The sequence below is a fragment of the Mesorhizobium sp. M0184 genome (assembly GCF_040322215.1).
Taxonomy (GTDB): Bacteria; Pseudomonadota; Alphaproteobacteria; order Rhizobiales; family Rhizobiaceae; genus Mesorhizobium.
On sequence record NZ_JAMYSZ010000004.1, the window covers coordinates 45,606 to 61,007 of the forward strand.

Below are 15,402 nucleotides of genomic sequence, written 5' to 3' on the forward strand. Positions count from 1 at the left end.
GTCGTTTGCAGCCCATGATTTCTGCTGGGTCGCATACGGTCGGCCGTCACTCCGGCAACCCCGCGAACCGCATCTGCTTGATCCAGCGGTCGAGGCTTCCGGGTGCGGTCCAAATCTTGTCCCACTCCCTGCGTTCTTTACTGATGGATTCACTGGGAGTGTTCTGGAGGAAAACCGCAAGCGCTTCCTTTGCCTCTCGCTTGTTTCCTAGACAAGCGTGGATCCCCGCAAGCATGCGCTGTGCGCCGCTCGGGATCCTGGACATTTTCCGCATCGCAGCCAGCGCCGCCCCACAATCGTTCTTTTCCCAGAGCGCCCAGCCCATCTGCCAGTGAAACCAGTCAGGGTGGAAGGGATCGATGCCTTTGGCCTGCTCGATCCGATCGATCGCTTCGTCGGCGCGGCCAACATACAACAGCACGTTCGTACTCATGACGAGGATATGCGAGTTGCTCGGGTTCAAGGCGATCGCCTGATCGTACTGGGCGAGGGCCTGCTCGACCTCTCCGGCTTCGGTGTGGATGCTGGCGCGGACCTCATGCGCTTCTGCGTCATCAGGAGCGAGCAGGATGGCCTTGTCGGCGTATTTGGCAGCGAGTTTCAACGCCTCGTTCCGGTTGTGTTCCTGCGCGTGCCACCCGAATACCGCGTCATTGCGATAGTACCAGGCCAGCCCGATATAGCCGAACTGGGAGTTCGGATCCGCTTCGATCGCCTTGAGGCTGAACTGCCTTAACAGCTCGTTCCCCTCGGCTGAGATATCCTCTCCGATCTTGGCCCTCCCCATCAGGTAATAGCGGAGCGCGCTGACCTGCGCGGCATCGCTCTGTGGCAACGGTCGCTCGATCCTTATTCCGACCCGATCCGCAAGCGTGCGGATGATTTCCTCCTGGACGACGAAAAGATCGCCAATCTCCCGGTTGTAGGAGTTGGCCCAGACATGTGATCCGTCATGCGCATTCAGCAACTGGGCGGACACTTTCAGCCGGTCTCCGATCTTCTGCTGGCTGCCTTCGAGCAGGTAGTCGACGCCGAGTTCATCTCCAATCCGTCTGGCGTCGATCGGCTTACCGCGGTACCTGAAGCTCGAGTTCCGGGCGATGACGGCATAAGTCTTGCTCCGCGCCAGCTCGGTGATGATCCCCTCGGCAACGGCATCGCTGAGATATCCCTTGTCCGCACCTGCACTCATGTCGTCGAAGGGAAGGATCGCAATCCTGGGCATGTCGCTCGAACGAACGGGAGCGGCTCGCCAGGCTTCCGCGCCGTAGTATGCGCCGATCGCTGCCGCAAGGAGAGCGAGTGCAGCAAGAATGAAGCCGCGCTGCGAGAATCGGGTCCTGGCACGTTCCGTGCCGGCTGCGGCGTTTGGGTCCGCCGCGTCCGATAGATCGGCGTTCAGTCGGTAGCCTCTCTTTGGGACGGTTTCCACCATCACGTGCGCGTCGTCCCCCAACGCGCGGCGAATATCGGCAATGCATTGAGTGAGGCTGTCGTCGGTCACGAAGGTATCGGGCCAAACCGCCTGCATCAGAGCATCCTTGGACACGATTTCGCCCGGTCGCGCCGCGAGCACCGAGAGCACCTCGGCGGACTGGCTGCGAAGATTGACCGCTTTGCCTTCGACGGTTCGGAGTTCTTTGCTTTTGGTCAGGAAGACGAAACCGCGGAACGTGATCGTTTCAGCAGATTTCAGGTCAATTTCAGGGGCCGTTCGGGACATTTCACCTTCCTGGCGCGCTTCCTAGTCTAGCCCATTCGGCCTTCGCCTCCAAGCGACCCCAGCAGCACCGGATGAAACGGAGGACGACATGAATCGCACCAAGCTCATCATCGCTCTGGCTCTTCTCTTGGCAGTGCCAACGGCTGCGAAAGCAGATCCTCAATCTCTAAATGCAACCGCGCATGTAATTTCTCTTGTATTTATCGATGGCCGCATCGATGAACGCCGAGAACAAAAATCTTTCGACACGATCAAAACCTGCCTCGCGTGGAAGCACCAGGGGGAATTTCTTCCGCCGCAACCGGGTTCTTTTGCTTCTTTCACGTACTGTGAGCTAACTAACGTTGGTCCTGCTCGGACGGCCAGTATCTTCCAACTTACCCAGGAGGGTCAGTGAGGGCGATCCTCGACTGCCCCTGCCGCGCCGCCCGACGACGGCGACCCCGACGAACCGGACGACTTCCGCCCGCCGTGCCCGTGCTGCGGCGGCCGCATGATCGTCATCGAGCTGTTTGAACGGTGGAGGCAACCGCGCGGACCACCACACGGCTCCCGGTCGACCGGGAGCAGCACGCCATGACCCGGCATGGAATGGTTCAGCCTTCAGCTGCAGGCACTCAGCCTCCGGCAACGGATCGACGCACGTCCATGATGATCCTCGATGCTGAAGAGGTCGCGTCCAGCTGCCGACCAAGCCGACAACACCGCGCGGGGGCGCAACGAAGCGGTCTGTCCGCATTCACCCCAGCGCTTCCCGACGGCGGTCACGCCATCGCCGACGTCTGCCGAAATCCGAAATCCCCATAGCCATCGTCTGCGGCCCGCGGGTTCCTTCCTCGGGGACTTTCGTACGCCTGCCAGCGCCCGAAACTCTTCACGTGAGCCGAACGGCGGCTTTAACTGGTCCCGCGGCAATAACCGGACGGACAGCAAACGGCCCCGTGCCGCAGGCAAGATCGGTGAAGACGAAGCGTCCCGGCCCCTCGGCCATCGGACTCCATGCAGCAGGCCATAGGGCCCCGCGATGGGCCATATATTGGCTTCGATGACTTTCTGGTTGGCCGCCAGCCCGTTGGCGAACAACTCGTGATCGGATGCCATTTGCCGCTCGGGCTTGGAAAGTTGACGTTCTCCCGCCCAATCCCATCCCATTGCCGGGCGCGTAGGTAACACGGATACTTCACCACTCCGAAATTACATGACACGCAGCCGCCGTCTCTGTCTGATCTTTGAACTTAAACATTTCATTGGAAAATAGCCGCAACCATCTTTCATCTTGCCGCGTATGGTCCGATCATCTGCCGGTGCAAGTTTGAGGACATGCAATGAAGAAGGTCGCTGCTCTCCTGGTACTTTCCCTCGTTACCATGCTGCCCGCCGTGGCAGCCGCGCAGTCCTGCCTGCCGGAGCTTGGGCCATCGCCGCCGCAGGATGCTATGCAGCTGTATCCCGGCGGTGTCGAGAAGGCGCTGGCCGCGCTGCCGGACATCGTCAAGAAAGTCAAGGAAGCATCCGACGTTCCCGGCTTCGCCGTGGCGGTGGTGCATGGCGGCAAAATGATCTTTGACGAGGGCTATGGCCTTCGCGACAACCGGGACCACACTTCTAAGGTCAGCAGCACCACCATTTTCCAGGTCGCCTCGGTGTCGAAGTCGATCTCGGCCACGGTGGCCGCGATCGCCATGACGAAGGACCACAGCTTCGACTGGGATACCCCGGTCGGCAAGGTCTGGGACGGCTTTCGCCTCAATCTCGACTATGTCTCGGGCAACGCCACCATCGGCGATTTCTTCGCGCATCGCTCGGGCCTGCCGATGGCGGCGGGCGACGAACTCGAGGATCTCGGCTTCCAGCGCAAGCAGATCGTCGGGAGCCTGTGGATGGTGCCGCTCGATCCCTTCCGCATCTCCTATCACTACGCCAATTTCGGCACGACGGTCGGCGCCGAGGCAGTGGCCCACGCCGAGAAACAGCCTTGGGAGCCGCTGGCCAAGAGCCTGTTGTTCGATCCGCTCGGCATGCGCTCGAGCAGCTATCGGCACGAGGACTTCATTGCCGCCGGCAAGAACCGCGCCCTGCTGCATGCGCGCGTGGCGGAGAATGTGTTCGAGCCGCTCTATGACCGCGACCCCGACCAGCAGGCGCCCGCCGGCGGCGTCTCCTCCAGCGCCCAGGATCTTGCCAAGTGGATGATCCTGCTGCTTGGCGACGGCACCTATAACGGCCAGCCCATGATCGACCCGAAGATCCTGCAGCCCGCCATCACACCGCAGAGCGTGACCTACCGCGGCGAGACGCCCGATACGCGGGCCAGCTCCTATGGCTATGGCTTCAATGTGGGGGTGAACGCCAATGGGCGCACCACCATGGGCCATTCCGGCGCCTTCCTGCTCGGCGCCGGCACCACCTTCCAGATCTTGCCCTCGGCCGATGTCGGCATCGTCGTGCTCACCAACGGCTCCCCCGTCGGCGCCGCCGAGGCGGTCGCCGCCAGCTTCATGGACATCGTGCAATATGGCCAGGTCACTCGCGACTGGTATCCCTACATCAAGCCGCGGTTCATGGCCTACTACAAGCCGGTGGGCGACCTCGCCGGCAAGGACAAGCCGACGAACCCCGCCAAGGCGCGCAGTCCATCCTTCTACGAGGGCCAATATACGAGCAACTATTTCGACACCGCCACCGTGCGGGCCGATGGCGACAAGCTGATGCTCGAACTCGGCCCCAAGCCCATGCAGTTCACGCTCGAGCACTGGGACGGCGACACCTACGCCCTCACGCCCCGCGGAGAGAACGCGCCGACCGGCTCGCTGTCATCGGTGAAGTTCGTTGGTTCCCCCGGCGGCATTCGCGCGCGGGTGATGACGGTGGACTATCTGAATGAGAGCGGGTTGGGGCATTTTCAGAGGTAGGGGTGGGGGCGTCGGGTGCTCCATACACCCTATGCCGTCGAAAAGGCGAACCGGCCGTCTGCAAGGTGATGCCTGAGATGGCGGATTTGTGACGGTTCGCTTCCGGGCATGGAAATCAGGAAGCCGGCATTTGCTCGGGAGCTTCCGACAAGCTACGTCGGCTTTGGCCAGCCGCTGATCCGAAGCAGACCGACGGCTCCAGGCCCGAAACGGTCATTCTGGATGCCAATTTGCGAGAATCAGTCCGCGCGGTGCAGTGTGGCGCAAGAAGGATGGTTCAGTCGAAGAAGCCTGCATCCTCTTCCCGGAGATACTTCCTGCCTGCTTCGGCGTCGATGTCGAGGCCCAGCCCCGGCGCTTCCAGCAAGTCCACCATGCTGTCCTTCACGATCTGCGACGGCAGGCCGATTACGAGGTCCTCCCACCAGGGGTCGGAGGCGCTCGGGTATTCGAAGGCAATGAAGTTGGCGGGCAGGGTGGCGCAGACATTGATCAGCGCGCCGAGGCCGAGAAGGCCGTTCGCGGTGCCGTGCGGTGCCATCAGGATCGAGTGCATACAGGCGTGCTCGGCGACCCATTTGAGCTCGGCAATGCCGCCAATATCGGCCGGATCGGGGCCGATGACGCGCACCGCCTGCGTTTCGATCAGCTCCTTGAAATTGTGCCGCAGGTATATCTGCTCGCCGGTATGAATTGGCGTCGAGGTGGCGGTGGTCAGCTCCCGATAGGCCTGCGGATTGACCCACGGCACATAGTCGCCGGTCAGCATGTCCTCGAGCCACATCAAATTGTACTTCTCGACCGCGCGAGCGAACTTGATTGCATCGGGCAGCATCCAGCCCGGGCCGCAGTCGAGCGCCAGGCTGACCTTGTCGCCCAGCACTTCCTTCATCGCGATCACGCAGTCGAGCATGTGGTTGAAACCGCGCTCGCTGATGACGCCCTGATCCATAGCACCGTGGTAGCCGGCCTTATTCTGCGTCACGCCGTAATGGAAGTCCTCGATGGTGTCCTTCATGTTGGAGTGGAACGAGATTCCTTGCTTGATCATGAAGAAATTCTGCGGCTGCTCCATCATCCATTTCACGTCAGCGGCGTAATCCTCCGGCCGGTCCCCCGTTCGCTTCTGCCGGATCGAGCCGTTATAGACGCGCACCTTGTCGCGCACCTTGCCGCCGAGCAGTTTGTAGGCCGGCACGCCTGCGGCCTTGCCGGCTATGTCCCACAGCGCATGCTCGATAGCGCTTACCGCCGCGCCATAGGGCTTGAAAGAGCCGCGTTGGCGGATCTTCAGCATCACCCGCTCGACGTCGGTAGGGTCCTCGCCGATCAGCGCCTCACGGAAATGCAGCACCCAAGGCTTGAGATAGGTCTTGGTGAACTCGACTTCGCCAAGGCCATAGAGGCCCTCGTCGGTAACGATGCGGACGATGGGATGTTTGCCGATGACGGCGCAGCGGAGATCGGTGATCTTCATCTTCGGTTCTTTTCGCCTCAGCTCCAGATACGGTCCCAGGAATACTCGTTGTCCCAGTGATCCGTGGGCTGCCAGATGCCGGTGACACCCGGCTGCAGATGCTGCGAGATCACCTCGTCGACGACGTCGTCAATCCCCAGGCCAGGTTTGTCCGGAACAGTGATAAAGCCGTCCTTCACGAGCGGCTTGGGAACGCCGGTGACGATATCGTCCCACCAGTCGACATCGGCAGAGTGGTATTCGAGCGCCATGAAGTTTTCGGTCGCGGTCGCGACATGTGCCGCGGCCATTGCGGCGATTGGACTTTCGGCCATATGGATGGCCATTGCGACGCCGTGGTCCTGGGCCATGTCGCCGATCTTCTTGGTCTCGAGGATGCCCCCGCTGGTGAGCAGGTCCGGGTGGATAATGGAGAGGCCGCCGCTCTTGAGCAGAGGCTCGAAGCCTTCCTTAAGGTAGATGTCCTCGCCGGTGCAGATCGGCACCGTAGTGGCGGCCTGCAGTTGCCGGAACTGCTCGGTGTACTGCCATGGGATCACATCCTCGAGCCAGGCCGGCACGTATTTTTCAATCCGCCTGGCGAGCCGAATGCCGTTCTGCAGCGAGATGTGGCCGACATGGTCAATGGCGAGCGGAATATCCATGCCGATAACATCGCGAACCTCGGCAATGTACTGTTCAAGCAGGTCGAGGCCCTTGTCGGAAAAGTGGAGGCCGGTAAACGGATGGGGGACGTTATGCAAATCGTAAACGGCATTGCGGGCGCGCCGCTCCTCCATGGTCTTGACCGGGCCGCGGCCGGGATGGATGCGGTACCCTTCAAGTGAACCGGCAGGGGAGACGACCGCACCGGGTACATCCGCGATCTGCATCAGCCCCAGATCCATCTTGAGGAAGGTGAAGCCGAGCGCCATGCGCTGCTTGAGGCGCTTGCCGGTCTCGGTGCCGCTCGGCACGGTAGCGTCGGTGTCGCAATAGACGCGCACCTTCTCCCGAAACCGGCCGCCGAGCATCTGGTAGATGGGAACGCCATAGGCCTTGCCGGCGAGATCCCACAACGCGATCTCGACCGCCGAGACGCCGCCGCCTTGCCGGCCATGGCCACCGAACTGCTTGATCCGGCGAAACAGGCGGTCGATGTCGCAAGGGTTCTCGCCAAGCAGCCGGCTCTTCAGCATCAGCGCGTAGGTGGCACTGGCGCCGTCGCGCACCTCGCCAAGCCCGACGATGCCCTGGTTGGTGTAAATCTTGAGCAGGGTTGAGGTGAACGGCGCGCCGACGATTTCGGCTACCCGCATGTCGGTGATACGAAGCTGGGATGGCTTGGAGTTCGCGTTTACCCGATTGAGCGCTTCGTCGGCGCCACCTGTCTTTGCCATGACTTATCCTCGTTTTCGGCTTGTCGTCCCGCACCCTGGGCCGGCACAGCGTGTTGCTAGCCCAGCTCAATCTCGTGGGCCTGCAAGTAGTCGCGGTCCATCTCAATACCGAGACCAGGCTTCGACGTCAGCTTGAGGCTGCCGTTCGAAATGTCGAGTGGTCTGTCGATCAGGTGATCGTATTTGCCCAGGTTCCACTCCGATGTTTCGAGTTTGTAGAAGTTGGGAACGGTCATCATCACCTGCGCTCCCGCAACCACGTTGATCGGTCCCGCGGCGTCATGTGGCGAGACCGGCACGTAGTAGGCTTCGCATAGCGCAGCAATCTTCTTGAGTTCGGTAATGCCGCCGGTCCAGGTAACGTCGGGCATGATGTAATCAGCGAGCCTGTTCTCGAGTACCGGCACGAAATCCCACTTCGTGTGGCCGCGCTCGCCCCACGAGATGGCGGTATTGACCTTCTCACGTACCTGCTTGAGGGCGTTAAGGCTCTCGGGCGGGCAGGGCTCCTCAAACCAGTCGATCTGGCCGGCCTCCTCGAGGCTCCGACAGAGGCGAATGGCGGTGGGGACGTCGAAGCGGCCGTGCGCATCGATGAGAATGTCGACATCGGGTCCTGCCGTTTCGCGGATCAGAGCCGTGAGTTCGGCGGCTTCGCGCTCGTCCTTGCGGGTCATGCTGCCATCGAGGTAGCCGTCTCGCTGTTCGCGGGGCAGGCCATCGGCGCTGCGGCCCTGGTGGGGGTAGGGATCGAACTTGAGCGCAGTGTGTCCGGACTCGACAATGTCTAGAATTTCGCGGACCACAGCCTCCTTGCTGGTGAATTTGGCCTGGTTGGGATGGGTGTAGAGCGCGATTTCATCGCGTACCGGCCCGCCAAGCAGCTCGTAAATCGGCTTGCCGAGGACTTTGCCCCGGATGTCCCAGAGGGCAATATCGATGGCGCTCACGCATTCGACGGCGGCGCCGCGGCTTCCCATGTAGGTGAAGCTGCGGAAGATCTTGTGCCAGAGATGCTCGATACGCGCGGGATCCTCGCCTGTCACGGCGACGCCGATCTGCCGCAGGATCGTGCAGAGAGCGCGGTTGGCGAGCCTTGTCGTGGTGGTGATCTCTCCCCAGCCACTCACTCCCTCGTTGGTCGTCACTTCGACGAACAGGAACTCTCCCCAGTAGGAAGCATCGGACTTGATCAGCCACGGCCGAATGCTCGTGATTTTCATCTCAACTACCTTTGCCTGAAAATGGTCAGCTAACGATGTTCTGGACTGGACATTCTATCCGGCCCGAGCGGCGTTGCGCGCTCGCATCTGTTCGAGAATATGCCGGCCCGAACCCTCGACATGGCGGGAAACGAGTTCGGCCGCCTTGTCGGCCTCTCCCGCCTTCACAAGCGCGATGAGTTCGCGGTGCTCGCGCATGATCGCGGCACGTCGCGCCAGCGTGAAATTGAAACGACGGCTCACGGCTCGCAGCACTTCGCGATGCTTCCACCAAAGCTCGGCTGCGTGGCGGTTGTAGTGCCGCTGGTACATCACGGTGTGGAAAGCGGTATCCAGCTCACTATGCCTGAATGTGTCGGCGAAATTGTTCTCTTCGATCAGGCCCTGGAGACGTTCGAGTTCGGCGATGTCCTCGCCGGTAGCCATATTCACAAACCATCGTGTCAGGGCTGGCTCGATCAGAACACCGATCTCGTAGATATCCCGGACAAAATCCTGATCTATGGGTCGGACGCGCGCCCCGCGGTTGGCGACAAAGGTGACAAAACCTTCGCCGCGCAGCAGCTGCAGGGCCTCGCGCACAGGATTGGTCGAGGTGCCGTGACGCCGGGCGAGATCGGTGACGACAAGCCGTTCGTTAGCGGCGAGCCGTCCCTCGATGATGTCTTCCCTGATCAATTCATAAAGCGAGGCGCCCTCGCTGGAGGCCCCGATGGGATCGGTCCCCACCGGTGGCATCGCTTTGAAATCGCTTATTTCGGCCAAGGCCGGCTCCCCAATTTAATACATAACTTGCCCGATATCACACACGGCTTTCGCAAACAATGTACGATTCTGCGCGTTGACAGGCAATTCATGATCTGAAAACGTACCAAGCGATCGAGAGGATACACTGAGCTGAAAGAAGCATCCTCGCGATCGAAACGAGCAAGGACCGCTTTAGGGCGGCATGGGAGAACCAGGGAGGATACCTATGACGAGAATTGCGCTCGGCAGTGCCGTCCTGCGCGGCACTGTCGCCACTGCTTTGATGGCATCCCTGACGTCTACTTCGGCGCTGGGTGCGCCACCGGTCGACCTGAGCAAGTGGTCGCCGGAATATGTGCGCTCCATCGCCGGCACACAGGACTTTGACACGGCTGCCGATTGCGCCAAGGTTACCCCGCTCGACTACAAGGGGCGACTGACTTTCTGGTATCAGGGCGTGTTCGAGGGCGACCCCGACCTCCTGCGCCAGTACTACAAGGAATTCTTCGAGACCTTCCGCAAAACCTATCCGAACATCCAGCTCGAGGAACAAGCCCTCACCTATAACGACCTTCTCGACAAGTTCCGCACGGCGCTCCTGGGCAATGCCGCGCCGATGGCGGTCCGCCTGCAAATCCTGGGTGGTACCGAGTTCGCCTCAAAGGGCTATCTGCAGCCGCTCAAGCCCGAGGATGTGGGGTATTCGACCGAGGATTTCTGGCCCGGCGCCATGAAGGCAGTGACCTGGGAGGGCGTGACCTACGGCATTCCGACCAACAATGAGACGATGGCGTTCATCTGGAACGCCGACATCTTCAAGCGTGCGGGCCTCGATCCGGACAAGGCTCCGGCAACCTGGGACGACGTCGTCAAATATTCCAAGCAGATCCACGACAAGCTTGGCATTGCCGGCTACGGCCTCGTGGCTCGCAAGAATGCCGGCAATACGCCGTACCGCTTCATGCCACAGCTATGGGCCTATGGTGGCGGCGTCTTCGACGAAGCGACGGCAAACCCGACCTATGAGCAGGTCCAGCTCGATAGCCCGCAGAGCAAGGCAGCGCTGCAAGCCTCCTACGACATGTATGTTCGCGACAAGTCGGTTCCGGTTTCGGCGCTCACCAACCAGCAGGCCGATAACCAGCCCCTGTTCGTCGCCGGCCAGCTCGGCATGATGATCTCGCACCCGTCCGATTACAACGTCATGCTCGACCTGCAGAAAAAGGCGACGGGCACCGACAAGAACAAGGCGCAGACGGTCATCGACAACATGCGCTACGGCCTGATCCCGACTGGTCCCGACGGCAAGCGCGCCGTCGTGTTCGGCGGCTCGAACATTCACATCCTGAAACCCGAATATGTCGAGGGCGGCAAGGTAGACGAGCCGGCTGCGAAAGCTATCATCTGCATGTGGACGAGCCCTGAATGGTCGCTGAAGATGGCCTACGCCGGATCAAACCCTGGCAACCTCAACGGCTTCAAGACCAAGTGGATGAAGGAACGTCTGGACAACATCAAGTTCCTCGACGTCACCACCTCGATGCTGCCATACGGCATCCCGTTCCCAGCTCTGCCGCAGGCCCCCGAGATCATGAACATCATCATCCCGGACATGCTGCAGAATGCCCTGACCGGAGCGATGACCGTCGACGAGGCAGCGGACGACGCGGCCAAGAAGGTAAAAGACCTGATGGGCGGACTCTAGTCCAAGCCACACCCACGACCTAGACCGGCTGCGCCGCTGGCGCAGCCGCCTCGTTCCGAAGAATAAGGGCACGCCACAAGTGACGATCGTGACCGGCAAGGCCGAGGCTCGCCGAAGATTGCAACCCGGTTGGTCCGGCACGCTGCGGAAGATCTGGGAGGATCGCGCGGACTACGCGTATGTGCTCCCGGCGATCGCCGTGATGCTCATCGTCATCGCCTATCCGATCTACTACACGGTCGAGCTGTCGTTCTTTAAGACACCGCCTGGCCTGCAGCTCCGCGACAAGACCTTCATCGGCTTCGACAACTACACAACCATCCTCACCAGTCAGGTGTTCTGGAAAGTCACCTGGAACACACTGATCTGGACTCTGGGGTCAACTTTCATCTCCTTTGTCCTGGGGTTTGCCACAGCGCTGGCGCTCCACCGCGACTTCATCGGCCGTGGTGTCCTGCGCGCCGTCCTGATCATCCCTTGGGTCATCAGCGCCGTCGCCGCCTCCTACATCTGGAAGTGGATCTACCATTCGGACTTCGGGATCATCGGCGCGGTGCTGGTCGGCCTCGGATTGGCCGCCCAGCCGCCGAATTTCATCGACAATGTCAGCACGGTGCTGCCCTCGCTGATCGTCGTCAATATCTGGCGCGAGTTTCCGTTTGCCATGATCATGATGATGGCCGGCCTGCAGACAGTCCCCGATCAGTTGCTGCGTGCCGCAAAAGTCGACGGTGCCAATGCATGGCAGCGCTTTTGGCACGTCACCTTCCCGCACTTGCGCAACGTCTCGGTGGTGACGATGCTGCTGCTCGCTGTGGCCAACTTCAATTCCTTCATCATCCCCTGGATCATGACCGGCGGCGGGCCGTCGAACGCATCGCATATCTGGATAACCCACATTTATGAGCTCGCCTTCGGACGGCAGCGCTGGGGCGTGGCATCGGCCTATTCGGTGCTCCTGTTCCTCACACTGATGACGCTGGGCTACTTCTACGTCCGTGCGTTAAGCGGCAACGAGCGGAAAGAGGGGAGCGCCTGATGAGCACGATTGCCGAGACGGCACCTCGAACCCAGGCCCGTCGCCGCATGCGCGTCGACGGATGGCGGTGGGCCGGGCGCATATTCCTCGTGTTCATGCTGCTTTATACCGCGTTGCCGATGATCTGGATGCTGATCACCTCGATCAAGTCCGGATTCGCGGCGACGCAATTCCCGCCGCAATGGTGGCCGGACGAACCTACCCTCGCCAGCTATCAGAAACTGCTCGATCCGCAGAACAGCGTCGGCCAGGACTTCCTTCGCTTCTTCTGGAACAGCCTTTTCGTGTCGACCGTCACGACAATCCTTTCGGTGATCGTGGCTGTCCCAGCGGCCTACGCGTTTTCGCGCTTCAGTTTCCCCGGCCGGAATTTCCTGTTCTTTGCCGTGCTGCTGCGCAATATGTTCCCGGCGGTGATCTTTCTCGTGCCACTCTTCATCCTGATGCGCGCGATCGGTCTGATAAACACGCATGGCTCACTGATACTCACCTATCTCACCTTTGGCCTGCCGCTGGCGATCTGGCTGCTCAAGGGCTTTTACGACAATATCCCAGTGCAGCTTGAGCAGGCGGCGCGCATCGACGGCGCAACACGGTTCCAGGCCTTCATCATGATCGTGATGCCGCTCTCGACGCCGGGGATCATCGCCACCGCAATCTATTCCTTCATCGGCGCGTGGAACGAGTACATCTACGCCTACACCTTCCTCTCCAAGAACGAGCAGTTGACCCTGCCGGTCGGCATCCAACGCTTCTTCTCGGAAAATACGACGGACTTTCCGGGCCTGATGGCGGCCAGCTTCATGATGAGTGTACCCGTCGTGGTGCTGTTCCTGGTCCTGCAACGATACTTCGTACGCGCCCTTACAGAAGGCGCGGTCAAGCACTAGGGAGTTGCCGATGGCCCACGTGGTCCTCCAAGATCTCGTCAAGAGCTATGGCAGCTTCAAAGCTGTCAACCACGTTTCGCTGACGGTCAATGACGGCGAGTTCGTTGCGCTCGTCGGCCCTTCAGGCTGCGGCAAGACAACCACGCTCAATCTCGTCGCTGGGCTGACCCCGATCACAGCGGGCGACATCATCATCGGCGAGCGCGTGGTCAACCACCTCGACCCCAAGGACCGGGACATCGCAATGGTGTTCCAGAACTACGCGCTCTACCCGCAGAAATCGGTCTACAAGAACCTGGCGTTCCCGCTTCAGATGCGCAAACTCCCCAGGGACGAGATCGACAAGAAGGTCAAGGAAGCGGCGCGAGTGCTCGACATGACGCACCTGCTCGAGCGCAAGCCGCGCGAACTTTCGGGCGGGCAGCAGCAGCGTGTGGCTCTTGGCCGTGCCCTCGTTCGCGACCCCGCAGTGTTCCTCATGGACGAGCCACTGTCCAACCTCGATGCCAAACTGCGCGTGCAGATGCGGTCGGAGATCAAGCGTTTCCACCAGGACCTCAAGGCGACGATCATCTATGTGACGCACGACCAGCTCGAAGCCGTGACCATGGCTGACAAGATGGCGGTGATGAATGGCGGCTACCTGCAGCAATACGATTCACCGGCGCAGGTCTTTGCCCATCCGGTGAACATGTTCGTGGCCAGCTTCATCGGCAGCCCGGCGATGAGCCTTATTCCGTTAGAGGCCTCCACGGCAAACGGCAACACGGTGTTGACCGGCGCCGAGGGCTGGCGCCTTGAGCTCTCACCGCGCAATGCCCAGAAGGTGGCGAAAGCGACGACCCGGAAAGTCGTGCTCGGCGCACGTCACTCGACGATCAAGCTCCACAAGAGTGCGGTGCCAGGCAGCGTCCCGGCCAAAGCCTATACGGTGGAGCCGACCGGCGACGTCACCTTCGTTCAGGCGTTCCTGTCCGGCGCCATCGTCAACGTCAGCGTGCCGCCGAACATTGCCGTCGCGCCCGACGAGCAGATCTGGCTCGAGTTCGACCAGGAGCGGATGCATCTGTTCGATGGCGAAACTGAAATGGCCCTCAAGGCCAACTGAGATAGGGCGAATGCGCGTGAAACGTGGGCGTGGATGACTGAGAAGCTTAAGATCACCGCGATCAAGCCCTATCCGGTGTGGGTAGGAACGCGCAACCAGATGCTCGTCAAGGTCGAGACCGACCAGGGCATCTTCGGTTGGGGCGAGAGCGGCTTGAGCGGTCGCGAGAGGGCCGTGGCCGGCGCGGTCGAGCACTATCGCGAGTTTCTCATCGGCCGCGACCCGATGCAGATCGGGCGGATCTGGCAGGAGATTTACCGCAGCCAGTACTTCGAAGGCGGGCGAGTCCTTCAGGCGGCGATTTCCGCCATCGACATCGCCCTTCACGACATCAAGGGCAAGGCGCTGGGCGTGCCGGTCTACGAGCTGCTGGGCGGCAAGCAGCGCGACCGCATTCCCACCTTTGCCTCGACCGGCGACGAGGCCGAGGGCGACGTTGCCATCGAACGGGCCCGCGAACTTCGCGCGCAGGGGTGGCAGGCGATCCGCTTCTTCCCCTTCGGGCAAAACAGCAAGGACATCTTCGAGCCGCGCGAGTCCATCGGCGCTACCGCGGGTATGCTGAACAAGGCGCGCGAGGCGCTGGGCAGCGATGTGGTCCTCGGCCTCGACTATCATCATCGGCTGTCGGTGGCAGAGGCGGCGAGCTTCTGCAACAAGCTCGGTCGCGGCGTGCTTGATTTCCTCGAGGAGCCGATACGGGCCGAAACGCCGGAGGCCTATGAATCGCTGCGCACGATGACCGAAATCCCCTTTGCCATAGGCGAGGAATTTGCCAGCAAGTGGCAGTTCCTGCCCTACATCGAGCGCGGCATCCATCAGTTCAACCGGATCGATGTTTGCAATGTCGGCGGGCTCACCGAGGCGATGAAAATCGCTGGCTGGAGCGAGGCGCACTATGTGGACCTGATGCCGCACAATCCCCTTGGTCCAGTGTGCACGGCCGCGACCGTGCATCTCGCTGCCGCGGTACCCAACTTCGCGTGGCTCGAGACCAGGGCACCCGAAACAAAGCTGGGCTTCGACAATTCCGACTTCTTCCCCGTGCAACCACGGCTCGACGGGACCGATTACCCGGTCAGCGATCTGCCGGGGCTCGGCGTCGAGGTCAACGAAGTTGCGGTCCAGGCGCAGAGTTTGCGTTTCTGGGAAGCGCCTCACCTTAAGCGCCGCGATGGTTCAGTTACGAACTGGTAGTT

General features: G+C 61.1%; 12 protein-coding genes and 1 pseudogene. 8 read left to right on the forward strand and 5 right to left on the reverse strand.

What is annotated here, in order from left to right:
* Nucleotides 1–46 precede the first annotated feature (46 nt).
* The gene (locus NKJ23_RS07095; RefSeq protein WP_352679414.1) at nt 47–1,723 is read right to left on the reverse strand and encodes a winged helix-turn-helix domain-containing tetratricopeptide repeat protein; all 1,677 of its coding nucleotides are present in this window, start codon (nt 1,721–1,723) and stop codon (nt 47–49) included.
* Nucleotides 1,724–1,811: 88 nt separating this feature from the next.
* Between NKJ23_RS07095 and NKJ23_RS07100 the strand changes: the two genes are divergently transcribed.
* From NKJ23_RS07100 to NKJ23_RS07105, 3 genes and pseudogenes are all read left to right on the forward strand, one after another.
* Nucleotides 1,812–2,120, forward strand: a complete 309-nt coding sequence (locus tag NKJ23_RS07100) for a hypothetical protein (protein ID WP_156937426.1) — start codon at nt 1,812–1,814, stop codon at nt 2,118–2,120.
* Between the two features lie 21 nt (nt 2,121–2,141).
* Nucleotides 2,142–2,303, forward strand: a pseudogene (locus NKJ23_RS34635) (IS91 family transposase); the annotation flags it as partial.
* Between the two features lie 745 nt (nt 2,304–3,048).
* Entirely contained in the window at nt 3,049–4,635 is a 1,587-nt protein-coding gene (locus tag NKJ23_RS07105) for a serine hydrolase (protein ID WP_352679416.1), read from the forward strand.
* Between the two features lie 277 nt (nt 4,636–4,912).
* On the opposite strand, the gene NKJ23_RS07110 is transcribed toward NKJ23_RS07105, so the two are convergent.
* The 4 genes from NKJ23_RS07110 to NKJ23_RS07125 are packed head-to-tail and all read right to left on the reverse strand — an operon-like array spanning nt 4,913 to nt 9,479.
* Nucleotides 4,913–6,112, reverse strand: coding sequence for a mandelate racemase/muconate lactonizing enzyme family protein (locus NKJ23_RS07110; protein WP_352679419.1), 1,200 nt, complete (start codon nt 6,110–6,112; stop codon nt 4,913–4,915).
* A 17-nt stretch (nt 6,113–6,129) separates the two neighbouring features.
* On the reverse strand, nt 6,130–7,491 hold the full coding sequence (locus tag NKJ23_RS07115; protein WP_352679421.1) for a mandelate racemase/muconate lactonizing enzyme family protein: 1,362 nt from the start codon (nt 7,489–7,491) through the stop codon (nt 6,130–6,132).
* 56 nt (nt 7,492–7,547) lie between these two features.
* On the reverse strand, nt 7,548–8,714 hold the full coding sequence (locus NKJ23_RS07120; protein WP_352679424.1) for a mandelate racemase/muconate lactonizing enzyme family protein: 1,167 nt from the start codon (nt 8,712–8,714) through the stop codon (nt 7,548–7,550).
* Nucleotides 8,715–8,768: 54 nt separating this feature from the next.
* Nucleotides 8,769–9,479 carry a GntR family transcriptional regulator gene (locus NKJ23_RS07125; RefSeq protein ID WP_023679253.1) on the reverse strand — a complete coding sequence of 237 codons (711 nt, stop codon included), beginning with the start codon at nt 9,477–9,479 and terminating at the stop codon, nt 8,769–8,771.
* A 208-nt stretch (nt 9,480–9,687) separates the two neighbouring features.
* Here NKJ23_RS07125 and NKJ23_RS07130 point away from each other — a divergent pair, with 208 nt between their 5' ends.
* The 5 genes from NKJ23_RS07130 to NKJ23_RS07150 all read left to right on the forward strand — a co-directional run bounded on the left by NKJ23_RS07130 (nt 9,688) and on the right by NKJ23_RS07150 (nt 15,400).
* Complete coding sequence (locus tag NKJ23_RS07130) at nt 9,688–11,166, forward strand: ABC transporter substrate-binding protein (RefSeq protein WP_352679426.1); 1,479 nt, start codon at nt 9,688–9,690, stop codon at nt 11,164–11,166.
* Nucleotides 11,167–11,245: 79 nt separating this feature from the next.
* On the forward strand, nt 11,246–12,205 hold the full coding sequence (locus tag NKJ23_RS07135; RefSeq protein ID WP_352679428.1) for a carbohydrate ABC transporter permease: 960 nt from the start codon (nt 11,246–11,248) through the stop codon (nt 12,203–12,205).
* Nucleotides 12,205–13,095: a carbohydrate ABC transporter permease gene (locus NKJ23_RS07140; protein WP_352679430.1), complete on the forward strand. Its 891-nt coding sequence runs from the start codon at nt 12,205–12,207 to the stop codon at nt 13,093–13,095. Before NKJ23_RS07135 ends, NKJ23_RS07140 begins: the two co-directional genes overlap by 1 nt.
* 10 nt (nt 13,096–13,105) lie before the next feature.
* Nucleotides 13,106–14,203 carry an ABC transporter ATP-binding protein gene (locus NKJ23_RS07145; RefSeq protein ID WP_352679432.1) on the forward strand — a complete coding sequence of 366 codons (1,098 nt, stop codon included), beginning with the start codon at nt 13,106–13,108 and terminating at the stop codon, nt 14,201–14,203.
* A gap of 33 nt (nt 14,204–14,236) precedes the next feature.
* A complete protein-coding gene (locus NKJ23_RS07150) occupies nt 14,237–15,400 on the forward strand; it encodes a mandelate racemase/muconate lactonizing enzyme family protein (protein ID WP_352679434.1) in 1,164 nt (387 codons plus the stop codon).
* Nucleotides 15,401–15,402: the final 2 nt, after the last annotated feature.